Source organism: Campylobacter sp. CFSAN093241, assembly GCF_012889595.1.
In the GTDB taxonomy this organism is placed as follows: Bacteria; Campylobacterota; Campylobacteria; order Campylobacterales; family Campylobacteraceae; genus Campylobacter_D; species Campylobacter_D jejuni.
This window is the reverse complement of the sequence record NZ_CP040612.1, coordinates 1,065,762-1,088,187: the sequence shown is the minus strand read 5'-3', so window position 1 is coordinate 1,088,187 and position 22,426 is coordinate 1,065,762. Positions and strand designations below refer to the sequence as shown.

At 28.6% G+C, this 22,426-nt stretch carries 20 protein-coding genes; 15 read left to right on the top strand and 5 right to left on the bottom strand.

Annotated features, from left to right (window positions below; translation table 11 throughout):
- Positions 1–79 precede the first annotated feature (79 nt).
- Entirely contained in the window at positions 80–973 is an 894-nt protein-coding gene (locus FBE96_RS05575; RefSeq protein ID WP_002871710.1) for a glycosyltransferase family 2 protein, read from the top strand.
- On the opposite strand, the gene FBE96_RS05570 is transcribed toward FBE96_RS05575, so the two are convergent.
- The 5 genes from FBE96_RS05570 to waaC are packed head-to-tail and all read right to left on the bottom strand — an operon-like array spanning position 945 to position 6,698.
- Entirely contained in the window at positions 945–2,003 is a 1,059-nt protein-coding gene (locus tag FBE96_RS05570; RefSeq protein ID WP_002859245.1) for a beta-1,4-N-acetylgalactosaminyltransferase, read from the bottom strand. The genes FBE96_RS05575 and FBE96_RS05570 overlap by 29 nt on opposite strands.
- Before the next feature lie 48 nt (positions 2,004–2,051).
- Positions 2,052–3,245, bottom strand: a complete 1,194-nt coding sequence (locus tag FBE96_RS05565) for a glycosyltransferase family 2 protein (protein WP_002879633.1) — start codon at positions 3,243–3,245, stop codon at positions 2,052–2,054.
- Between the two features lie 3 nt (positions 3,246–3,248).
- The gene (locus tag FBE96_RS05560) at positions 3,249–4,796 is read right to left on the bottom strand and encodes a glycosyltransferase (RefSeq protein WP_002871712.1); all 1,548 of its coding nucleotides are present in this window, start codon (positions 4,794–4,796) and stop codon (positions 3,249–3,251) included.
- Positions 4,793–5,680 (bottom strand): lipid A biosynthesis lauroyl acyltransferase HtrB, encoded by an 888-nt coding sequence (htrB, locus tag FBE96_RS05555; RefSeq protein WP_002871713.1) that lies wholly within the window; start codon positions 5,678–5,680, stop codon positions 4,793–4,795. The genes FBE96_RS05560 and htrB overlap by 4 nt, the downstream gene beginning before the upstream one ends.
- The gene (gene waaC / locus FBE96_RS05550; protein ID WP_002871714.1) at positions 5,670–6,698 is read right to left on the bottom strand and encodes a lipopolysaccharide heptosyltransferase I; all 1,029 of its coding nucleotides are present in this window, start codon (positions 6,696–6,698) and stop codon (positions 5,670–5,672) included. Before waaC ends, htrB begins: the two co-directional genes overlap by 11 nt.
- Positions 6,699–6,763: 65 nt before the next feature.
- Between waaC and FBE96_RS05545 the strand changes: the two genes are divergently transcribed.
- The 14 genes from FBE96_RS05545 to FBE96_RS05480 all read left to right on the top strand — a co-directional run bounded on the left by FBE96_RS05545 (position 6,764) and on the right by FBE96_RS05480 (position 22,361).
- Complete coding sequence (locus FBE96_RS05545; protein ID WP_002871715.1) at positions 6,764–7,558, top strand: 3'-5' exonuclease; 795 nt, start codon at positions 6,764–6,766, stop codon at positions 7,556–7,558.
- A gap of 58 nt (positions 7,559–7,616) precedes the next feature.
- Positions 7,617–8,603, top strand: coding sequence for a UDP-glucose 4-epimerase GalE (gene galE, locus FBE96_RS05540; protein ID WP_002871716.1), 987 nt, complete (start codon positions 7,617–7,619; stop codon positions 8,601–8,603).
- Positions 8,597–10,291 (top strand): ABC-type lipopolysaccharide transporter PglK, encoded by a 1,695-nt coding sequence (pglK, locus tag FBE96_RS05535; RefSeq protein WP_145599571.1) that lies wholly within the window; start codon positions 8,597–8,599, stop codon positions 10,289–10,291. The genes galE and pglK overlap by 7 nt, the downstream gene beginning before the upstream one ends.
- Positions 10,288–11,367, top strand: a complete 1,080-nt coding sequence (gene pglH, locus FBE96_RS05530) for a GalNAc-alpha-(1->4)-GalNAc-alpha-(1->3)-diNAcBac-PP-undecaprenol alpha-1,4-N-acetyl-D-galactosaminyltransferase (protein ID WP_072223331.1) — start codon at positions 10,288–10,290, stop codon at positions 11,365–11,367. The genes pglK and pglH overlap by 4 nt, the downstream gene beginning before the upstream one ends.
- Positions 11,360–12,289, top strand: a complete 930-nt coding sequence (gene pglI, locus FBE96_RS05525; protein WP_002852770.1) for a GalNAc(5)-diNAcBac-PP-undecaprenol beta-1,3-glucosyltransferase — start codon at positions 11,360–11,362, stop codon at positions 12,287–12,289. The genes pglH and pglI overlap by 8 nt, the downstream gene beginning before the upstream one ends.
- Positions 12,277–13,374 carry an N-acetylgalactosamine-N,N'-diacetylbacillosaminyl-diphospho-undecaprenol 4-alpha-N-acetylgalactosaminyltransferase gene (gene pglJ / locus FBE96_RS05520; protein ID WP_002852870.1) on the top strand — a complete coding sequence of 366 codons (1,098 nt, stop codon included), beginning with the start codon at positions 12,277–12,279 and terminating at the stop codon, positions 13,372–13,374. The genes pglI and pglJ overlap by 13 nt, the downstream gene beginning before the upstream one ends.
- Before the next feature lie 3 nt (positions 13,375–13,377).
- Positions 13,378–15,519: an undecaprenyl-diphosphooligosaccharide--protein glycotransferase gene (pglB, locus tag FBE96_RS05515; protein ID WP_002871719.1), complete on the top strand. Its 2,142-nt coding sequence runs from the start codon at positions 13,378–13,380 to the stop codon at positions 15,517–15,519.
- Between the two features lie 9 nt (positions 15,520–15,528).
- Positions 15,529–16,659 carry a N,N'-diacetylbacillosaminyl-diphospho-undecaprenol alpha-1,3-N-acetylgalactosaminyltransferase gene (pglA, locus tag FBE96_RS05510; RefSeq protein ID WP_002852885.1) on the top strand — a complete coding sequence of 377 codons (1,131 nt, stop codon included), beginning with the start codon at positions 15,529–15,531 and terminating at the stop codon, positions 16,657–16,659.
- Positions 16,652–17,254: an undecaprenyl phosphate N,N'-diacetylbacillosamine 1-phosphate transferase gene (pglC, locus tag FBE96_RS05505; RefSeq protein WP_002871720.1), complete on the top strand. Its 603-nt coding sequence runs from the start codon at positions 16,652–16,654 to the stop codon at positions 17,252–17,254. The genes pglA and pglC overlap by 8 nt, the downstream gene beginning before the upstream one ends.
- A complete protein-coding gene (gene pglD / locus FBE96_RS05500; RefSeq protein WP_002852865.1) occupies positions 17,241–17,828 on the top strand; it encodes a UDP-N-acetylbacillosamine N-acetyltransferase in 588 nt (195 codons plus the stop codon). Before pglC ends, pglD begins: the two co-directional genes overlap by 14 nt.
- Entirely contained in the window at positions 17,785–18,438 is a 654-nt protein-coding gene (locus FBE96_RS05495) for a hypothetical protein (RefSeq protein WP_072223330.1), read from the top strand. Before pglD ends, FBE96_RS05495 begins: the two co-directional genes overlap by 44 nt.
- Positions 18,439–18,533: 95 nt before the next feature.
- Complete coding sequence (gene pglE / locus FBE96_RS05490; protein WP_002852877.1) at positions 18,534–19,694, top strand: UDP-N-acetylbacillosamine transaminase; 1,161 nt, start codon at positions 18,534–18,536, stop codon at positions 19,692–19,694.
- Between the two features lies 1 nt (position 19,695).
- Positions 19,696–21,468, top strand: a complete 1,773-nt coding sequence (pglF, locus tag FBE96_RS05485; protein ID WP_002855851.1) for a UDP-N-acetylglucosamine 4,6-dehydratase (configuration-retaining) — start codon at positions 19,696–19,698, stop codon at positions 21,466–21,468.
- Positions 21,468–22,361 carry a PDC sensor domain-containing protein gene (locus FBE96_RS05480; RefSeq protein WP_002856519.1) on the top strand — a complete coding sequence of 298 codons (894 nt, stop codon included), beginning with the start codon at positions 21,468–21,470 and terminating at the stop codon, positions 22,359–22,361. Before pglF ends, FBE96_RS05480 begins: the two co-directional genes overlap by 1 nt.
- Positions 22,362–22,426 lie beyond the last annotated feature (65 nt).

The following is a 22,426-nucleotide window of genomic DNA, read 5'->3' as shown; positions in this document are numbered from 1 at the left end:
CCATCAAGATTTATTTTTAACGATTTTATCAAAATAGATTTTATGTTATAATTAAATTATAATAAAATAAGGAATAAATATGCCTAAAATTTCAATCATCTTGCCAACTTTTAATGTAGAAAAATATATAGCTAAAGCTTTAGAAAGTTGTATCAATCAAAGTTTTAAAGATATAGAAATAATTGTAGTGGATGATTGTGGGAGTGATAAAAGTATAGATATAGCTAAAGAATATGCCAAAAAAGATGATAGAATAAAAATCATACATAATGAAGAAAATTTAAAACTTTTAAGAGCTAGATATGAAGGTGTAAAAGTAGCAAACTCTCCTTATATAATGTTTTTAGATCCTGATGATTATTTAGAACTTAATGCTTGTGAAGAGTGTGTGAGAATTTTAAAAAACAATGAAATAGATTTATTATTTTTTAATGCATTTGTATTGGAAAATAACAATAAAATAGAAAGAAAGTTGAATTTTCAAGAAAAATGTTATGCAAAAAAAGATTTTTTAAAAGAACTATTAAAAACTAAAAATTTATTTTGGACAGTGTGGGCAAAAGTCATAAAAAAAGAATTATATCTCAAGGCTGTTGGTTTAATATCGCTAGAAAATGCTAAAATAAATATGGCTGAAGATGTTTTATTATACTACCCTTTGATAAATATTTCAAATACTATATTTCACTTGAGTAAAAATTTATACAATTATCAAATAAATAATTTCTCTATAACCAAAACATTAACATTGCAAAATATAAAAACAAATATACAAGAACAAGATAATGTTCTATATCTTCTAAAAAAGATGCAATATAATTACAATTTTAACTTAACTTTGCTTAAATTAATTGAGTATTTTTTATTAATTGAAAAATACTCATTATCAAGCAAGCGAAATGTTCTTTGTTTTAAAATCAATATTTTTTTTAAAAAAATCCAATTTAAATTTTATCGCTTGTTGAAGATGTAAGCTTTTTGTACACTTTTTTTAATGTTTTGTATTCTAGCATTTTAAAATCTATTTGATTTTTTAATTTTTCTTTATAATTTTTAATAAAATCATCCAAGCTAACCCAATTTAACTGCTTATAATCATTTTTTCTATAATTTTTTATAAATGGAAAATGATAATTATTAAGTTCTGTAGTAAAATAAATTCTATTTCTAACTTTTAAAATTTCATATGATTTTGCATTCTCTATATTATTTTTTGCAGTATTCCACTTAAATGTATCATCTTCAATAAGTATTTCTTTCCAAAATAAGTTAGTGTTTTGTATTGCTAAACAATCTCCAGGAGCTTTTAAAATCTCCCCCTCCTTATTCTGATAAACATAAAATTTTTCTTCATTAAATATAAAATCTATCCTAGAGTAACTAATTACATGATAATTTTTTCTAGGTATATAAAAACTCTTATATAATTTTTTTGCATCATAATAATGATCCACATCTATTTTTATAAGCCATTCATCTTTTGGTATAAAACTTGCAACATAATTATAATAGCTATAGAGTTTATTTTCTTCTGATTTTGGGTTTTGAATTTGAATTTCATAAGGATATTTTATTGGTATAAATGAAGGATATTGTTTGCAAAATTCTAGAATTATTTCTTCACTTCCATCGGTACAATCATTATATCCTATAACACCTCTTTGGATAGCAGGCAATATACTTTCAAGAGAAGCTTTTAAGGTAATAGCTTCATTTTTTACTCGTATAAAAGCCCAAGGATTCAAAGGAGATTTTGGATCTTTAGATTTTTCATCATAATTAAAATATCCTTTATGCTCCTCACCTATAATAGCTTTATTAAGTTTAATTAAATCTTCATTGTTGTATTTATTAATTTGCGCAAGAGTTTTTTTTGGTAGATAAGAATCGATTTTATCTCGTTGTATGTTTTTTAGTAAAAATGTTTTTTTTATTTTATGTCTAATTTTTCTAAAAGGGATGAATAAGCAAATTATTTTCACAAAGTATGATTGAAATAGCATATTAAAATATTTTCTCCTATAATTATAGTGATTATACCTAAAAATTAATTAATTTTTTATATTTTTATTATTAAATATTTTTTTTATTTTTTGCCAAAATTTCCAAATATCGTAAGGAAGTTTTGTTTGAATAAAAGGCTTAATTAAAACCAATTGTTCCTTTAAATTTAAAGGATCTTTTTTAAATTTTTTAATCATTAAAGCTTTTTTGGCATAGCAAGGTAAAAATGTTTCTTTTATAGCAAGTGCATTTTCGCTTTTTTGATCTTTAAAAAATTCTATCAATTTTAAAGCAGTTATAATCCTGCTTGCTGCTTTTAAATAATTTTTTGCTTCCTTAGCGTTTTCCCCGAAAGTTTCATATATATCTTTAAAATACTCTGACACATTTGCTTTTGTAATCTTCTTATCATGATTTGATATACTGTTTGCTCTTAAACGGCACAAATACAACTTTTGTGATAAAACATAAATTTTATTAGCACTAGCAAACAAAATTATTCCAAAGTGTATATCTTCATTGATAATAAAATTTATAAATTTAAGTTTAATTTGCTTTAAAAAATTAAAATCAATCATTCCATTCCATCCAAAAGAAATATCTCTAGATCCTACACTTAATGCTCGATTTGCATATTCTTTTGGAGTGATTATACATTCTTCTTTAAAATTAAAAATTTCCATCCTTGTTTTTTTGTGCTTATTTTTTATATTGTCTTCATAGGTGCAATCATGGTCAAACCACAATACATCCACATTTTTCATTCTTATAACACATTCTTCTATACAATTTAATTCCCAATAATTATCACTATCTAAGAATATAATATAATCTATACTAGGGTAAGTAAAATTGGTTAAATCTTTTTCATTATTAAAAGCTTGAGAGCTTTTATATGCTTTATATATATTATAAGGATTATTATTATCCAATTGAAATTCTATTAAAGAATTTTCTTTTATATGTTGAGTTTTGTTTTTTAATTTATACTTTCCACTAAAGTATTCTATACCTACGTTTCTAGCTGAACTTAAACCCCCATTTTTCTTATCAAAAAGAGTTATTCTTTTATCTTTTAAGGTATATTTTTTTGCAATATTAAGTGAGTTTTCATCTGTACTACCATCATTTACAAGCATGATTTCTAAGTTGGTATAGGTTTGATTAATTACGCTATCTAAGCACTCTCTTAGATATTTTTCCACATTATAGATTGGTATAACTACACCTATTTTCTTCATGTTTTATCTCCAAGAAATCTTTTTATTTTTGATGGTATCTAAATAAATTTGATGATTGCTTTCAAGCATTTTTTTGCTATTTTCTTCGTGATAAATATGATAAGCAATAGCTTTAAATTTTAAGCGTCTAAAAATGCCTTTATTAAATAAAAATCTAGCAACAAATTCACTATCTTCTCTACCCCAACCAATAAAATTTTCATTAAAACCATCAAGTTTATCAAAATCAGTTTTAAAAAAACTCATATTGCAACCCCTAATACCTTTAATAAGAGTGGTTTTTTTAAAGATTTTTTCATCTTTTTTTGAAAGACTGTAAAGCATTTTAGCTAAAAAAGAATTTTTAGAACTTTTAAAATCTTTTTTATTAAAAGCTATGCGATAATCATCTTTGTTTAAAATTTCTTCGCTTTCTTTTTCATTTAAAATTACTCTTGAACCTTGTAAAAAAAGTCTTCTTTGTGCAAATTCTAAATGTTCTTTTATGAAATCTTTTTCCAAAATCATATCACCATCAATAACTATTATATATTCACTATCAGCGTTTTTTATAGTTTTGTTGCGACTTTTACTAAGCCTAAACCCTTCATCTTCTTGCCAAATGTGTTTTAAAGGGCAAGGAAAATCTTTTTGATATTCTTCAATAAGCCTTGCTGTATCTTCTTTACTACCATCATCTGCGATTAAAACTTCATTGGGTAAAAAGGTTAGATTTTTAACACTATCAAGCACTAACTTAAGGCGTTCTTTTTGATTATAGGTTGTTATTATTAAAGCACAAGTTTTTGGCTTTTGCTTTTGAAGTTCATATAATTTCATATATTTAAAAAAAGTCCCTAAGGCATTACAAACGCTAATTATAAAACCCTTATAACCATACAAAAAGCCATTTTTTAAAAAATAATTTCTAAAAAAAGTCCAAAAAGCTCTTAAATTTGCTTTTAAAACACCACTTTTTTTGTGTATATTTTGTTTTGCCCAAAGGCTTGAGTAGTGCTGCATTTTATTAATTAAGTGAGAAATATCTCTAAAAGCATGATGCTTTAATCCATTTTTAAGATGAATTTTTTTAACATTACTTGGTAAAACAAGGCTTTCGTGTACTAAATTATCATTAAAACGAGTGAAATTTTTATTAAAAATTCTCCAAACATAATCAGGCCACCAACCACATGCCTTTATCCATTCGCCTTTATAGAGATTTTTACGACTAAGTGCGATGATATTATCTTCTTGAAGTTCTAAATTTTTAAGCTCTTCAATACACTCATTTTCAAGCACTTCATCAGCATCAATGCTTAAAATCCAATCATTTTTTGCATAACTTAAAGCAAGGTTTTTTAAAGCTCCAAAACCTATAAAAGCACTGTGGTAAATGTGCAAATTAGCAAAATCTTTTTTAAATTCATTAGCTATATTTAGGGTATTATCACTACTTTCATTGTTAAGTAAAATAATTTCATCAAAATCTTTTAAAGAATTTAAACATTCAAGCAAGGTTTGTTTTGCATTTTTTACGATGATAATAACACTTATTTGCTTTAGATTCATTTTGCATCCTTGTAAATTTCCTTATTATAACTTGCAAAGCGTCTATGAAAAAAAAAGTATTCCCAAGGTCTTTTTTTAATCATTTCTTCGCAACTTTGTGCTTGATAAAGTGTCAGTTCTTCTAAGCTTGCATTTTGAGAATCTTTTGCTTTAAAAAACTCTATGCAAAATTTACCATCTTCTTTATAGGCATAAACAGGGATGATCAAAGCATTGCTTCTTTGTGCGATAAGGCTTGCTCCCATTTGATAATTCACTTCTTTGTTAAAAAATTTTAATCTTACGCTTTCGTTTTCTGCGCAGTCTTGATCGGTTAAAATTCCTAAAGTTCTCCCTTTTTTTAGAGCGCTTAGCATTTGTCTTATGCCGCCTTTTTTGTCGATAAGTTCTATGTCAAATTGGGTGCGACTTTGGCTTAAAATTTCATACATAATTTCACTTTTTAACTTTTTCCCTACTATGGCAATCGCACCATATTTAGCTGCATAAGCAAGGCTTAAAATTTCCCAGTTTCCATAGTGTGCAGTTGTGAAGATAATAGGACGCTTTAAAGCTAGAGCGTCTATAAGTAAATTTTCATTGATGAAATTTACTTTATTGAGAATTTTTTCTTTGGTGGTGTTTTGATTTTGCAAACAATCAATTCCAAATTGAGCAAAATTTTCATAAATTTTCAAAGACAATTTATCGCGTTCTTTTTGAGTGTATTGAGGAAAACAGATTTGCAAATTTGTACCGATGATTTTGCGATGTTTTTTGTTAAGATAAAAAGTGATTCTTGCTACAATCAAAGCTAAAAAATGCAAGATACACTCAGGCATAAAAGTAACAAAAAATTTCAAAATATAATAAAGACTAAGATATATTCTATCACTATTTTTCATTAAGTAAGCCTTTGGCAAGTTTGAAGATATCTTCTTCTTCTATACGCGTGATACAAAAATCACTTTTATCGATATGCTTGGCATTTTGGATTTTTTTACCTGCATCAATGATTTTATTGATATGAGTTTGAAAAGCATTGCGGTAGCTTGGTGTTGCACCAAAAATCGTAATAGATGCTTTATTTAAAGCAAAAGCTAAATGTGTTGGACCGCTATCATTTCCTATGATAAGATCCATCATTTTTGTAAAAGCCATTAGCTCTTCAAGATTAAATTTTGGCGCTAATTCTATATGTGTTTCATCAATACCACTAAGATTTAAAACCTCTTTAGCAAATTCGTATTCTTTTACATTTCCCCAAGCGAGCCAAATTTTTGTTTGTTGAAATTCATTGATTAAAAGCTTACAAAGTATAGCAAGTTTGGTTTTAGGATAGATTTTATTTTCTACACTTGAGCCCACATGTATGAGTATGTTTTTTTCGTTTTTGTCGAGTTTGAGTTTATTATTTAAGAGTTGTTTTAAATTTTCATCTACGCTAAAAATATCTTGTTTAAAGGCTAAATTTTTGACATTAAAATCAGTATTTAACATAAAGGAGGTAAGACTTAAGTATCTTACAAATACATTTTCATTGTAATCTAACTCAAGTTTTTGGTTGTAGAAATTATGAGCAAAACTTTCTTTAAGACTATTTTTATCAAAACCAAAATTATTTCTACTTAAAATTCGACTTACAATAGCAGATTTTATGAGCCCTTGTAGATCTATTACTGCATTATAGTTGTTTTTTCTTGCTTTAAGAAGAATTTTTAGGCTTTTTAAAATTTTTTTGTCTTTTAAGGGCAGGGCATAGAGTTTGTCTATTAAAGGATGGTTTTTAAGTATGCCTTCAAATTTTTCATCTACAAACCAATGAATTTCTATATCTTTTTTAAAATTTTTGATAAATTGCAAAACCACGGCACTTTGTATAATATCACCAAGTGCTGACAAACGAACAATTGCTATTTTCATTAAAAGCCTAATATTTTAAAATTTTTGCTATGATTTTAGCGAAATTATTTAAAAAAAGGTTAAAAATGGCAAAAAATGAAGGTTATATTTGTGTTTTTGATTGTGAGAGTGTGCCAGATGTTGAGCTTATCCGCAAAACTTTGGGTTTTGAAGGAAGTGATTTAGAGGTAAGTTTAAAAGCACTTCAGTGGCAAAAAGAACAAAGTGAGAGTGAGTTTTTGCCTTTGCCTTATCATAAAATTATCAGTATTTGTGCGGTTTTAAGTGATAATTTTGGAAAATTTATCAAAGTGAATAAAATTGATGGACAAAATGAAAAAGAAATGATTGCTAATTTTTTTAATTTTATAGAAAATTATGAGCCAAAATTAGTCAGTTTTAATGGTAAAAATTTCGATATGCCTGTTCTTGTTTTAAGGGCTTTAAAATACAATTTAAAAGCAGCAACTTATTTAGATACTCAAAGTGATAAATGGAATAATTATAAAACAAGATTTTCAGAATTAAAACATTGTGATTTATTAGAATCCTTAGGATCTAATGGGCGTGGAATAAAGCTTGATACACTTTGTTCTATGGTGGGTTTGCCAGGAAAATATGATGTGCATGGCGATGAGGTAATGAAACTTTTTTATGAAAATAAACTTGAAAAAATCCACGAATATTGTGAAAGTGATGTTTTAAACACCTATATGCTTTTTTTAAAATATGAACTTATTAAAGCTAATGTTAGTGAAGAAGATTATGTTGATTTTCTTTCTTATATGAGAGATTTTTTGCGTTCAAAAAAATCAGATTGTTCTTATACAGAAGTTTTTGCAAAAGCTTGTGAGAGTGAAATTTCAAAAGTTCGATCTTAAGTATTTAAGAAAATATATTAAAATTTATTTTTGACATTTTTTAAAAAAAGGAATGATGATGAAAATTCTTATTAGCGGTGGTGCAGGTTATATAGGTTCTCATACTTTAAGACAATTTTTAAAAACAGATCATGAAATTTGTGTTTTAGATAATCTTTCTAAGGGTTCTAAAATTGCAATAGAAGATTTGCAAAAAATAAGATCTTTTAAATTTTTTGAACAAGATTTAAGTGATTTTCAAGGCGTAAAAGCATTGTTTGAGAGAGAAAAATTTGACGCTATTGTGCATTTTGCAGCGAGCATTGAAGTTTTTGAAAGTATGCAAAACCCTTTAAAATATTATATGAACAACACTGTTAATACGACAAATCTTATCGAAACTTGTTTACAAACTGGAGTAAATAAATTTATATTTTCTTCAACGGCAGCCACTTATGGCGAACCACAAACTCCCGTTGTGAGCGAAACAAGCCCTTTAGCACCTATTAATCCTTATGGGCGTAGTAAGCTTATGAGCGAAGAGGTTTTGCGTGATGCAAGTATGGCAAATCCTGAATTTAAGCATTGCATTTTAAGATATTTTAATGTTGCAGGTGCTTGTATGGATTATACTTTAGGACAACGCTATCCAAAAGCAACATTACTCATAAAAGTTGCAGCTGAATGTGCCGCAGGAAAACGTGATAAACTTTTCATATTTGGCGATGATTATGATACAAAAGATGGTACTTGCATAAGAGATTTTATCCATGTAGATGATATTTCAAGTGCGCATTTAGCGGCTTTGGATTATTTACAAGAGAATGAAAGCAATGTTTTTAATGTAGGTTATGGACATGGTTTTAGCGTAAAAGAAGTGATTGAAGCGATGAAAAAAGTTAGCGGAGTGGATTTTAAAGTAGAACTTGCCCCACGCCGTGCGGGTGATCCTAGTGTATTGATTTCTGATGCAAGTAAAATCAGAAATCTTACTTCTTGGCAGCCTAAATATGATGATTTAGAGCTTATTTGTAAATCTGCTTTTGATTGGGAAAAGCAGTGTTAAAAAAACTTTTTTTTATTTTAAGCAAGGAAGATAAAAATTTTTTATTTTTTTTGCTTGTTTTTTCAGTATTTGTTTCTTTTATAGAAACTTTTGCGATTTCTTTGGCAATGCCTTTTATCACTTTGGCCAGTGATTTTTCTTATTTTGATCGTAATAAATATTTAATCAGCTTAAAAGAATATCTTAATATCCCTGTTTTTGAAATCATTGTTTATTTTGGGGTGGGGCTTATTGTTTTTTATGTGTTTAGAGCTTTGTTAAATGCGTATTATTTTCATCTTTTAGCAAGATTTTCTAAAGGGCGTTATCATGTGATCGCTTATAAGGTTTTTTCTAAATTTTTAAATATTAATTATGAAAAATTTACTCAAAAAAATCAATCTGAAATTTTAAAGTCCATTACAGGGGAAGTTTATAATCTAAGCACTATGATTTCATCATTTTTACTTTTGATGAGTGAAATTTTTGTAGTGCTTTTGCTTTATGCTTTAATGCTTTTGATTAATTATAAAATCACTTTATTTTTAAGTATTTTTATGGTGTTAAATGCCTTTATTTTAGTGAAAATTTTAAGCCCTATCATTAAAAAAGCAGGAATAAGACGCGAAGAAGCGATGAAAAATTTCTTTGAAATTTTAAATACAAATTTAAATAATTTCAAATTTATTAAGCTTAAAACCAAAGAAGATGGAGTATTAAGTCTTTTTAAAGCGCAAAGTGAAGCTTTTTCTAAAGCAAATATTACCAACGAAAGCGTAGCTGCGGTGCCTAGAATTTATCTTGAAGGAATAGGTTTTTGTGTACTTGTTTTTATCGTGGTATTTTTGGTGTTGAAAAATGAAAGTGATATTTCAGGTATTTTATCCACGATTTCTATTTTTGTTTTAGCACTTTATCGCTTAATGCCAAGTGCAAATCGTATTATTACAAGTTATCATGATTTGCTTTATTATCATTCTTCTTTGGATATTATTTATCAAAATTTAAGACAAGAAGAAGAAAATTTGGGCGAGGAAAAATTAAGCTTTAATCAAGAGCTTAAAATTTACAACCTTAGCTTTGGTTATGAGGGAAAAAAATATTTATTTAAAAATCTTAACTTAAACATTAAAAAAGGCGAAAAAATCGCTTTTATAGGGGAGAGTGGTTGCGGAAAAAGTACCTTAGTAGATCTTATCATAGGACTTTTAAAACCAAAAGAAGGGCAAATTTTAATTGATGAGCAAGAATTAAATGCAAATAATACAAAAAATTATCGCCAAAAAATAGGCTATATCCCGCAAAATATCTATCTTTTTAATGACAGTATAGTTAAAAATATCACTTTTGGAGATGCGGTTGATGAAGAAAAACTTAATAGGGTTATCAAACAAGCAAATTTAGAGCATTTTATAAAAAATTTATCTCAAGGAGTGCAAACAAAAGTGGGTGATGGGGGGAGTAATTTAAGCGGGGGACAAAAACAACGCATAGCTATAGCAAGAGCTTTATATTTAGAGCCTGAAATTTTAGTGCTTGATGAAGCAACTTCTGCGCTTGATACTCAAAGTGAAGCAAAAATCATGGATGAAATTTATAAAATTTCTAAAGATAAAACCATGATTATTATCGCACATCGCCTTTCTACGATAACGCAATGTGATAAGGTTTATCGTTTAGAACACGGTAAGCTTAAAGAGGAGAAATGATGAAAATAAGCTTTATTATCGCAACTTTAAATTCAGGAGGCGCTGAGCGTGTTTTAGTAACCTTAGCTAATGCACTTTGCAAAGAGCATGAAGTAAGTATTATTAAATTTCATGCAGGAGAATCTTTTTATAAGCTTGAAAATGAAGTTAAAGTTACAAGTTTAGAACAATTTAGATTTGATACGCTTTATCATAAAATCGCAAGTCGTTTTAAGAAATTTTTTGCTTTAAGAAAGGCTTTGAAAGAAAGTAAGGCTGATGTTTTTATTTCTTTTTTGGATACGACTAATATTGCTTGTATTGCTGCGAAAATAGGGTTTAAAACTCCACTCATTATAAGTGAGCATAGCAATGAAGCGTATTTAAAACCTAAAATTTGGCGTTTTTTAAGAGGGGTAAGCTATCCTTTTTGTGATGCTTTAAGTGTGCTTGGAAGCAGTGATAAGGTGTATTATGAAAGATTTGTAAAAAGGGTTAGGCTTTTATTAAATCCTTGTCATTTTAGTGATGAAATTTCTTTTGATTCTAGTTTTGAAAAGGAAAATTTGGTTCTTTTTATAGGGCGTTTAGATCACAACAAAAACCCTGTAATGTTTTTAAAAGCTATAGCGCATTTGGATAAAAATTTACAAGAAAATTATAAATTTGTTATAGCAGGAGATGGACAGTTAAGACAAGAACTTGAATATAAGGTAAAATCTTTAGGAATAAAAGTTGATTTTTTAGGACGCGTTGAAAATGTCAAGGCTCTTTATGAAAAAGCAAAAGTGCTTTGCCTTTGTTCTTTTGTAGAGGGTTTGCCAACGGTTTTAATTGAAAGTTTGTATTTTGAGGTTTGTAGAATTTCAAGTTCTTATTATAATGGTGCTAAGGATTTAATCAAAGATAATCATGATGGGCTTTTGGTAGGTTGTGATGATGAAATAGCACTTGCTAAAAAACTTGAACTTGTTTTAAATGATGAAAATTTTAGAAAAGAACTTGTAAATAATGCCAAACAAAGGTGTAAAGACTTTGAAATTTCTCATATCAAAGAAGAATGGCTTAAGCTTATAGCCGAGGTTAAAAATGCCTAAACTTTCTGTTATAGTACCAACTTTTAATCGTCAAGTTTTGTTAGAAAAGGCTATTAAAAGCATACAAAATCAAGATTTTAAAGATTTAGAAATTATTGTAAGCGATGATAATTCTAGCGATGATACTAAAAGTGTGGTGCAAAATTTACAAAAAGATGATGATCGCATTAAGTATTTTTTAAATCAAAATTACAAACAAGGTCCAAATGGCAATAAAAACAATGGCTTAGATCAAGCAAGTGGCGAGTTTGTAACTTTTTTAGATGATGATGATGAGCTTTTATCCGGGGCTTTAAGTACCTTGATGCAAAAAGCAAATGAGGGTTATGCTCATGTTTTTGGAAATTGTTTGATAGAAAAAGAAGGAAATTTAAGCAAGGAATTTAGCGGCAAGGGCTTGGAAAAAGATAGTGAAATTTCTAAAAAAGATTTTTTAATGGCTAAATTTAGCGGAGAGTTTTTTTCTGTTTTTAAAAAATCCCTACTTGAAAATAAGCGTTTTAATGAAGAATTTTATGGCAATGAAGCCACGCTTTGGGTAAATTTATACAAAGAAAAAAGTTTTTATATCCATAAGGCTTTTAGGATTTATAGAATTTTTAGGCAAGATAGCGTGACTTTAGGGGCGAGTAAAAATGCTTATAGGGTGTATTTGGGATATTTAGAGCTTGCTAAAATTTTAGAAAATGAACTTAGAATGAGTAAGGATAAAGATTATAAAAAAACTTGTGCGAGTTATTATAAAATGGCAGCTTATTATGCAAAACTTGCAAAAAATTATAAAGCCCTTTATAAATGTTTGTTTAAAAGCCTAAGTATAAAAATCAACGCTCCTGCTTTGATATTACTCATTTTAAGTATAATTCCAAATAATATGATTGAAAAATTATCAAAAATTCGGGTGGCTTTATGCAAAAATTAGGCATTTTTATTTATTCTTTAGGAAGTGGTGGTGCTGAAAGAGTTGTGGCGACTTTATTGCCTATTTTAAGTTTGAAATTTGAAGTGCATTTGATCTTGATGAATGATAAAATTTCTTATGAAATTCCAGAGTGTCAAATTCATTTTTTAGAATGTTCAAAACCTAGTGAAAATCCTATTTTGAAATTTTTAAAACTACCTTTTTTGGCTTTAAAATACAAAAAACTTTGCAGAAATTTAGGTATTGATACAGAATTTGTTTTTTTAAATCGACCTAATTATATAGCTTTAATGGCAAGAATGTTTGGAAACAAAACTCGCCTTGTGATCAATGAATGCACTACGCCAAGTGTGATGTATATGAAAAATAATTTTAATTCTTTGGTAAATAAATTTTTAATTTCTTTGCTTTACCCAAAAGCTGATTTAATCTTGCCTAATTCTAAGGGAAATTTAGAAGATTTAGTGCAAAATTTTAGTATAAGTCCAAAAAAATGTGAAATTTTATACAATGCCATCGATTTAGAAAACATAGGGCAAAAAGCCCTTGAAGACATAGCTTTAAAAGATAAATTTATTTTAAGTGTAGGCAGGCTTGATAAAGGTAAAAATCATGCTTTATTAATTCGTGCTTATGCGAGATTGAAAACAGATTTAAAGCTTGTGATTTTAGGTGAAGGTGTGCTTAAGGATGAGCTTTTAGCTTTGATTAAAGAATTAAATTTGGAAGAAAAGGTTTTGCTTTTAGGATTTGATAATAATCCTTATAAATACATGGCTAAATGCGAATTTTTTGCTTTTGCTTCTGTGTTTGAAGGTTTTTCAAATGTTTTAATCGAAAGTTTGGCTTGTTCTTGTGCAGTGGTTTGCACTGATCATAAAAGTGGTGCAAGAGAGCTTTTTGGCGATGATGAATTTGGACTTTTAGTAGAAGTAGATAATGAAAACTCTATGTTTCAGGGTTTAAAAACTATGCTTGAAGACGATAAATTAAGAAAAGCGTATAAAAACAAAGCTAAAACTAGGGCTAAAGCCTTTGATAAAGTAAAAATTGCACGCGATGCTTTGAAATATTTATTAGGATAAAAGATGTTGAAAAAAGAGTATTTAAAAAACCCTTATTTAGTTTTGTTTGCGATGATTGTATTAGCTTATGTTTTTAGTGTATTTTGCAGGTTTTATTGGGTTTGGTGGGCAAGTGAGTTTAACGAGTATTTTTTCAATAATCAATTAATGATCATTTCAAACGATGGCTATGCTTTTGCTGAGGGCGCAAGAGATATGATAGCAGGTTTTCATCAGCCTAATGATTTGAGTTACTATGGATCTTCTTTATCCGCGCTTACTTATTGGCTTTATAAAGTCACACCTTTTTCTTTTGAAAGTATCATTTTATATATGAGTACTTTTTTATCTTCTTTGGTGGTGATTCCTATTATTTTACTAGCTAATGAATACAAACGTCCTTTAATGGGCTTTGTAGCTGCTCTTTTAGCAAGTATAGCAAACAGTTATTATAATCGCACTATGAGTGGGTATTATGATACGGATATGCTGGTAATTGTTTTACCTATGTTTATTTTATTTTTTATGGTAAGAATGATTTTAAAAAAAGACTTTTTTTCATTGATTGCCTTGCCGTTATTTATAGGAATTTATCTTTGGTGGTATCCTTCAAGTTATACTTTAAATGTAGCTTTAATTGGACTTTTTTTAATTTATACACTTATTTTTCATAGAAAAGAAAAGATTTTTTATATAGCTGTGATTTTGTCTTCTCTTACTCTTTCAAATATAGCATGGTTTTATCAAAGTGCCATTATAGTAATACTTTTTGCTTTATTCGCCTTAGAGCAAAAACGCTTAAATTTTATGATTATAGGAATTTTAGGTAGTGCAACTTTGATATTTTTGATTTTAAGTGGTGGGGTTGATCCCATACTTTATCAGCTTAAATTTTATATTTTTAGAAGTGATGAAAGTGCGAATTTAATGCAGGGCTTTATGTATTTTAATGTCAATCAAACCATACAAGAAGTTGAAAATGTAGATCTTAGCGAATTTATGCGAAGAATTAGTGGTAGTGAAATTGTTTTTTTGTTTTCTTTGTTTGGTTTTGTATGGCTTTTGAGAAAACATAAAAGTATGATTATGGCTTTACCTATATTGGTGCTTGGGTTTTTAGCCTTAAAAGGGGGGCTTAGATTTACCATTTATTCTGTACCTGTAATGGCCTTAGGATTTGGTTTTTTATTGAGCGAGTTTAAGGCTATATTGGTTAAAAAATATAGCCAATTAACTTCAAATGTTTGTATTGTTTTTGCAACTATTTTGACTTTAGCTCCAGTATTTATCCATATTTACAACTATAAAGCACCAACAGTTTTTTCTCAAAATGAAGCATCATTATTAAATCAATTAAAAAATATAGCTAATAGAGAAGATTATGTGGTAACTTGGTGGGATTATGGTTATCCTGTGCGTTATTATAGCGATGTGAAAACTTTAGTAGATGGTGGAAAGCATTTAGGTAAGGATAATTTTTTCCCTTCTTTTGCTTTAAGCAAAGATGAACAAGCTGCGGCTAATATGGCAAGACTTAGTGTAGAATATACAGAAAAAAGCTTTTATGCTCCGCAAAATGATATTTTAAAATCAGACATTTTACAAGCCATGATGAAAGATTATAATCAAAGCAATGTGGATTTGTTTCTAGCTTCATTATCAAAACCTGATTTTAAAATCGATACGCCAAAAACTCGTGATATTTATCTTTATATGCCCGCTAGAATGTCTTTGATTTTTTCTACGGTGGCTAGTTTTTCTTTTATTAATTTAGATACAGGAGTTTTGGATAAACCTTTTACCTTTAGCACAGCTTATCCACTTGATGTTAAAAATGGAGAAATTTATCTTAGCAACGGAGTGGTTTTAAGCGATGATTTTAGAAGTTTTAAAATAGGTGATAATGTGGTTTCTGTAAATAGTATCGTAGAGATTAATTCTATTAAACAAGGTGAATACAAAATCACTCCAATCGATGATAAGGCTCAGTTTTATATTTTTTATTTAAAGGATAGTGCTATTCCTTACGCACAATTTATTTTAATGGATAAAACCATGTTTAATAGTGCTTATGTGCAAATGTTTTTTTTGGGAAATTATGATAAGAATTTATTTGACTTGGTGATTAATTCTAGAGATGCTAAAGTTTTTAAACTTAAAATTTAAGGGTTGAAAATGAGAATAGGATTTTTATCACATGCAGGAGCGAGTATTTATCATTTTAGAATGCCTATTATAAAAGCGTTAAAAGATAGAAAAGACGAAGTTTTTGTTATAGTGCCGCAAGATGAATACACGCAAAAACTTAGAGATCTTGGCTTAAAAGTAATTGTTTATGAGTTTTCAAGAGCTAGTTTAAATCCTTTTGTGGTTTTAAAGAATTTTTTTTATCTTGCTAAGGTTTTGAAAAATTTAAATCTTGATTTTATTCAAAGTGCGGCACACAAAAGCAATACTTTTGGAATTTTAGCAGCAAAATGGGCAAAAATTCCTTATCGTTTTGCCTTAGTAGAAGGCTTGGGATCTTTTTATATAGATCAAGGTTTTAAGGCAAATTTAGTGCGTTTTGTTATTAATAGTCTTTATAAATTAAGTTTTAAATTTGCACACCAATTTATTTTTGTCAATGAAAGTAATGCTGAGTTCATGCGGAATTTAGGACTTAAAGAAAATAAAATTTGCGTGATAAAATCTGTAGGGATCAATTTAAAAAAATTTTTTCCTATTTATGTAGAATCGGAAAAAAAAGAGCTTTTTTGGAAAAATTTAAACATAGATAAAAAACCCATTGTGCTTATGATAGCAAGAGCTTTATGGCATAAGGGTGTAAAAGAATTTTATGAAAGTGCTACTATGCTAAAAGACAAAGCAAATTTTGTTTTAGTTGGTGGAAGAGATGAAAATCCTTCTTGTGCAAGTTTGGAGTTTTTAAACTCTGGCGCGGTGCATTATTTGGGTGCTAGAAGTGATATAGTCGAGCTTTTGCAAAATTGTGATATTTTTGTTTTGCCAAGCTATAAAGAAGGCTTTCCTGTAAGTGTTTTGGAGGCAAAAGCTTGCGGTAAGGCTATAGTGGTGAGTGATTGTGAAGGTTGTGTGGAGGCTATTTCTAATGCTTATGATGGACTTTGGGCAAAAACAAAAAATGCTAAAGATTTAAGCGAAAAAATTTCACTTTTATTAGAAGATGAAAAATTAAGATTAAATTTAGCTAAAAATGCCGCCCAAGATGCTTTACAATACGATGAAAATATAATCGCACAGCGTTATTTAAAACTTTATGATAGGGTAATTAAGAATGTATGAAAAAGTTTTTAAAAGAATTTTTGATTTTATTTTAGCTTTAGTGCTTTTAGTGCTTTTTTCTCCGGTGATTTTAATCACTGCTTTACTTTTAAAAATCACTCAAGGAAGTGTGATTTTTACCCAAAATCGTCCCGGGTTAGATGAAAAAATTTTTAAAATTTATAAATTTAAAACCATGAGCGATGAAAGAGATGAAAAGGGTGAGTTATTAAGCGATGAATTGCGTTTGAAAGCTTTTGGAAAAATCGTTAGAAGCTTAAGTTTGGATGAGCTTTTGCAACTTTTTAATGTTTTAAAAGGGGATATGAGTTTTGTTGGACCTAGACCTCTTTTGGTTGAGTATTTGCCTCTTTACAATAAAGAGCAAAAATTGCGTCATAAAGTGCGTCCAGGTATAACAGGATGGGCGCAGGTAAATGGTAGAAATACTATTTCTTGGCAGAAAAAATTCGAACTTGATGTGTATTATGTGAAAAATATTTCTTTTTTGCTTGATTTAAAAATCATGTTTTTAACAGCTTTAAAGGTTTTAAAACGAAGTGGGGTAAGCAAAGAAGGCCATGTTACAACAGAGAAATTTAATGGCAAGAACTGAAAAAATTTATATTTATGGTGCTAGTGGTCATGGGCTTGTTTGTGAAGATGTGGCTAAAAATATGGGTTATAAAGAATGTATTTTTTTAGATGATTTTAAAGGAATGAAATTTGAAAGTACCTTACCTAAATATGATTTTTTTATAGCCATAGGAAACAATGAAATTCGAAAAAAGATTTATCAAAAAATTTCAGAAAATGGCTTTAAAATTGTCAATCTTATCCATAAAAGTGCACTTATAAGTCCTAGCGCAATCGTGGAAGAAAATGCAGGAATTTTAATCATGCCTTATGTAGTGATTAACGCTAAAGCTAAAATAGAAAAAGGTGTGATTTTAAATACTTCAAGCGTAATTGAGCATGAATGTGTGATAGGGGAATTTTCTCATGTGAGTGTGGGAGCTAAATGTGCGGGTAATGTAAAAATTGGTAAAAATTGTTTTTTAGGGATTAATTCTTGTGTTTTGCCTAATTTAAGTTTGGCAGATGATAGTATTTTAGGTGGTGGAGCAACTTTAGTTAAAAATCAAGATGAAAAAGGTGTTTTTGTGGGAGTACCTGCAAAAAGGATGTAAATTGCATTTTAATAACAATCTTGTTGTTCACTATATAGTAAATCCTTCGCCTTTGGGGTGGATTGTCATTAATTTACTAACCATATGTCTAATATGCTACATATTTCCTTTGAAAAATTCTTTAAAACACAAAAAACTTTTTAGTCTTAAAGCAAATGTAAATTCTAAAAATAGTAGGATTATAAAATATACAGGTATTGCTGCTTTTTTGGGTGGATTAATAGGAATTTGGTATAATTTTGAAGGTTTTTATCAACTTCTTTTTTTCTTTGAATTAGAAAATGAAAATTTAAAAACACTTTGGAGTTTGCAAGTATCAGTTTCTTCTGTGATAACAGGTATGTTATTATTGTTGATATATGTTATAAATTTAGCAATAGTTTGTGAAAATGGAATTTATATAGTTAGTAAATTTAATCTTTTTTATATGTATTTTATAAAACGAGAAGATTTGGAAATTGTTAAAATAGAAAAAATGAAATTTTTAAATCAAGTTGAAGTTTGTTTTGTTATCAAAACAAAAAATAAAATACTCCTTAAATGCTTTGAAAGTATTTATAAAAAAGAAGACTTAGAAAAGCTTAAAAATTGGTATGAAAATAAGCTTTGACTATAAAAAGAATTTAAATATTTGAATCTTTGTAAATTTTTTTAGGTAAAATAGAGTCAATTTATAAAAATTTTGTTTTACACAAAGGATAAATCATGAGATTTTTTCTTTCTCCTCCGCATATGGGTGGTAATGAATTAAAATACATAGAAGAAGTTTTCAAAAGCAATTATATAGCACCTTTGGGTGAATTTGTAAATCGCTTTGAACAAAGTGTCAAGGCTTACAGTAAAAGTGAAAATGCCTTAGCTTTAAATTCAGCCACAGCGGCTTTGCATTTAGCTTTAAGGGTGGCAGGGGTAAAACAAGATGATATTGTTTTGGCTTCTTCTTTTACTTTTATCGCTTCAGTAGCACCTATTTGTTATCTTAAAGCAAAACCTGTATTTATAGATTGTGATGAAACTTATAATATCGATGTAGATTTATTAAAGCTTGCTATTAAAGAATGTGAAAAAAAACCAAAAGCATTGATTTTAACTCATCTTTATGGCAATGCGGCTAAAATGGATGAAATTGTTGAAATTTGCAAAGAAAATGAAATTGTTTTAATCGAAGATGCTGCTGAAGCTTTAGGAAGTTTTTATAAGAATAAAGCTTTAGGAACTTTTGGAGAATTTGGAGCTTATTCTTATAATGGCAATAAAATTATCACCACTTCAGGTGGAGGTATGCTTATAGGAAAAAATAAAGAAAAGATTGAAAAAGCAAGATTTTATAGCACTCAAGCTAGGGAAAATTGTTTGCATTATGAACATTTAGATTATGGTTATAATTACCGCTTAAGCAATGTTTTAGGAGCTATTGGCGTAGCGCAAATGGAGGTTTTAGAACAAAGAGTGCTTAAAAAAAGAGAAATTTATGAGTGGTATAAAGAATTTTTAGGAGAGTGTTTTAGCTTTTTAGATGAATTAGAAAATTCAAGAAGCAATCGCTGGTTAAGTACAGCTTTGATTGATTTTGATAAAAATGAACTTAATTCTTGTCAAAAAGATATAAATATCAGTCAAAAAAATATTACTTTGCATCCAAAAATTTCAAAACTCATAGAAGATTTGAAAAATGAACAAATAGAAACAAGACCATTATGGAAAGCTATGCACGCTCAAGAAGTATTTAAAGGAGCTAAGGCTTATCTTAATGGCAATAGTGAGTTATTTTTCCAAAAAGGAATTTGTTTGCCAAGTGGCACGGCGATGAGTAAAGATGATGTTTATGAAATTTCAAAACTGATCTTAAAGAGCATAAAGGCTTAAAATGATTTTTTATAAAAGCAAAAGATTAGCATTTTTTTTAACTTCAGATATTGTTTTAATTTTACTTAGCGTTTATCTGGCTTTTTCTTTGAGGTTTAGTGGAGATATTCCGAGTATTTTTTATCATGGTATGATGGTTTCTGCTATTATTTTGCTTGTTTTAAAACTTTCATTTTTGTTTGTTTTTAGAATTTATAAAGTAGCTTGGAGATTTTTTTCTCTCAATGAAGCAAGAAAAATTTTTATCGCTTTGCTTTTAGCTGAGTTTTGTTTTTTTCTTATTTTTTATTTTTTTAGTGATTTTTTTAATCCTTTTCCAAGAAGTGCTATTGTGATAGATTTTGTTCTTTCTTATATGTTTATAGGTACTTTAAGAATTAGCAAAAGAATGCTTGTGGATTTTAAACCTTCTAGAATGAAAGAAGAAGAAACTCCTTGTATTGTAGTAGGGGCAACTTCTAAGGCTTTGCATTTGTTAAAAGGTGCAAAAGAAGGTTCTTTAGGGCTTTTTCCTGTAGGCGTAGTTGATGCGAGAAAAGAGCTTATAGGGACTTATTGTGATAAATTTATTGTAGAAGAAAAAGAAAAAATAAAATCTTATGTAGAACAAGGGGTGAAAACTGCCATTATTGCTTTAAGACTTGAACAAGAAGAGCTTAAAAAACTTTTTGAAGAACTTGTAGCTTATGGTATTTGTGATGTAAAAATATTTTCTTTTACAAGAAACGAAGCAAGAGATATCAGTATAGAAGACTTGCTTGCTAGAAAACCAAAAGATTTAGATGATAGTGCTGTGGCGGCTTTTTTAAAAGACAAGGTAGTTTTGGTAAGTGGAGCAGGTGGAACTATAGGCAGTGAACTTTGTAAGCAATGTATTAAATTTGGTGCTAAGCATCTTATTATGGTTGATCATAGTGAGTATAATCTTTATAAGATCAATGATGATTTAAATTTATATAAAGAAAAAATTACTCCTATTTTATTGAGTATTTTAGATAAGCAAAGTTTAGATGAGGTATTAAAAACTTATAAACCTGAGCTTATTTTACATGCAGCCGCTTATAAACATGTGCCTCTTTGCGAACAAAATCCACATTCAGCAGTAATCAATAATATTTTAGGAACTAAAATTTTATGCGACAGTGCTAAAGAAAATAAAGTAGCTAAATTTGTGATGATAAGTACAGATAAAGCAGTGCGACCAACAAATATTATGGGTTGCACTAAAAGAGTTTGTGAGCTTTATACTTTAAGTATGAGTGATGAAAATTTTGAAGTTGCTTGTGTGCGTTTTGGTAATGTTTTAGGTTCTAGTGGTAGTGTGATACCGAAATTTAAAGCACAAATTGCCAATAATGAGCCTTTAACTTTAACGCACCCTGATATAGTGCGTTATTTTATGCTTGTGGCTGAGGCAGTGCAACTTGTTTTACAAGCTGGAGCTATCGCAAAAGGAGGAGAGCTTTTTGTTTTGGATATGGGTAGGCCTGTGAAAATCATAGATTTAGCTAAAAAAATGCTTTTACTTTCTAATCGCAATGATTTAGAAATTAAAATCACAGGTTTAAGAAAAGGTGAGAAGCTTTATGAAGAGCTTTTGATTGATGAAAATGATGCTAAAACGCAATATGAGAGTATTTTTGTAGCAAAGAATGAGAAGGTTGATCTTGATTGGCTTAATAAAGAGATAGAAAATTTACAAATATGTGAAGATATTTCAGAGGCTTTATTAAAGATTGTACCTGAATTTAAACACAATAAAGAAGGCGTATAATGTATATAAAAGATATACAAAGATTTGAAGATAATCGCTATCGTGCTAGGGCTTATATGAGTTATATTTTAACAAGAAATCTGCCCAATAAACTTCCTGACATTCACCTTGAAACGATTAAAACAGCTTTGGATAAAATAGCTCATGAAGTTGTTGTTTTTGATGCTTTGTATATTTTAGATATTTCAGGCATGCAAATAGAAAATGCGATTTCCTTAAATAAGGCTCATGAAATAGGACAGGGTGAGGATAGAAGTACTCGTTCTTATTTTTATAGAGCTGTAAAATTAAGACGATGTGTTTTGAGCGATCCTTATCCTTCGGTTTTAAATAATGAGCTTTGCGTGACAGCTTCTATGCCAATTTACGATGATAAAAATAACTTGCTTTTTGTTGTTTGTATTGATATAAAACTTGAAGATATTTTAAAGATTATTCAAGCAGGAAAATTTGAATTTGTTTTTACTCAATTTAGTCGTTCGGTATATTTTTGCTTCGCACTGGTTTTATTTGTGATTACTTGTTTTTTATTTCAAAAAGGTTTTTTTAGTCTTTTTGATAATCAAGCTATAGGTATAGAACATATGTTTGAAAGTACCATCGCTATAACTTTGGCTTTAGCTATTTTTGATTTGGCAAAAACTTTGATCGAACAAGAAGTATTAGGAAGGACAAAAAAAGAAGAAGGTGGAATTCAAAAAACTATGGTGAGATTTTTGGGTTCTATTATCATTGCTTTAGCTATAGAAGCTTTGATGTTGGTATTTAAACTTGCTATTGGTGATCTTTCTCAGATGATTTATGCGATTTATCTTATCGGTGGAGTGAGCTTGCTTCTTTTAGGTTTAAGTGTATATTTATTTACGGTTAAGTATAAAAATAATAATATTTGAGTAAAAATTTAAGTAAAAGATGATATAATGCTGTTTTTTAAAATTTTTTAGCTTGATTAATAAGG

Bases quoted from the DNA above. Each gene is read 5' to 3' on its own strand.
- FBE96_RS05575 (WP_002871710.1), top strand. From the start codon at position 80: ATGCCTAAAATTTCAATCATCTTGCCAACTTTTAATGTAGAAAAATAT.
- FBE96_RS05570 (WP_002859245.1), bottom strand. From the start codon at position 2,003: ATGCTATTTCAATCATACTTTGTGAAAATAATTTGCTTATTCATCCCT.
- FBE96_RS05565 (WP_002879633.1), bottom strand. From the start codon at position 3,245: ATGAAGAAAATAGGTGTAGTTATACCAATCTATAATGTGGAAAAATAT.
- FBE96_RS05560 (WP_002871712.1), bottom strand. From the start codon at position 4,796: ATGAATCTAAAGCAAATAAGTGTTATTATCATCGTAAAAAATGCAAAA.
- htrB (WP_002871713.1), bottom strand. From the start codon at position 5,680: ATGAAAAATAGTGATAGAATATATCTTAGTCTTTATTATATTTTGAAA.
- waaC (WP_002871714.1), bottom strand. From the start codon at position 6,698: ATGAAAATAGCAATTGTTCGTTTGTCAGCACTTGGTGATATTATACAA.
- FBE96_RS05545 (WP_002871715.1), top strand. From the start codon at position 6,764: ATGGCAAAAAATGAAGGTTATATTTGTGTTTTTGATTGTGAGAGTGTG.
- galE (WP_002871716.1), top strand. From the start codon at position 7,617: ATGAAAATTCTTATTAGCGGTGGTGCAGGTTATATAGGTTCTCATACT.
- pglH (WP_072223331.1), top strand. From the start codon at position 10,288: ATGATGAAAATAAGCTTTATTATCGCAACTTTAAATTCAGGAGGCGCT.
- pglI (WP_002852770.1), top strand. From the start codon at position 11,360: ATGCCTAAACTTTCTGTTATAGTACCAACTTTTAATCGTCAAGTTTTG.
- pglJ (WP_002852870.1), top strand. From the start codon at position 12,277: ATGCAAAAATTAGGCATTTTTATTTATTCTTTAGGAAGTGGTGGTGCT.
- pglB (WP_002871719.1), top strand. From the start codon at position 13,378: ATGTTGAAAAAAGAGTATTTAAAAAACCCTTATTTAGTTTTGTTTGCG.
- pglA (WP_002852885.1), top strand. From the start codon at position 15,529: ATGAGAATAGGATTTTTATCACATGCAGGAGCGAGTATTTATCATTTT.
- pglC (WP_002871720.1), top strand. From the start codon at position 16,652: ATGTATGAAAAAGTTTTTAAAAGAATTTTTGATTTTATTTTAGCTTTA.
- pglD (WP_002852865.1), top strand. From the start codon at position 17,241: ATGGCAAGAACTGAAAAAATTTATATTTATGGTGCTAGTGGTCATGGG.
- FBE96_RS05495 (WP_072223330.1), top strand. From the start codon at position 17,785: ATGAAAAAGGTGTTTTTGTGGGAGTACCTGCAAAAAGGATGTAAATTG.
- pglE (WP_002852877.1), top strand. From the start codon at position 18,534: ATGAGATTTTTTCTTTCTCCTCCGCATATGGGTGGTAATGAATTAAAA.
- pglF (WP_002855851.1), top strand. From the start codon at position 19,696: ATGATTTTTTATAAAAGCAAAAGATTAGCATTTTTTTTAACTTCAGAT.
- FBE96_RS05480 (WP_002856519.1), top strand. From the start codon at position 21,468: ATGTATATAAAAGATATACAAAGATTTGAAGATAATCGCTATCGTGCT.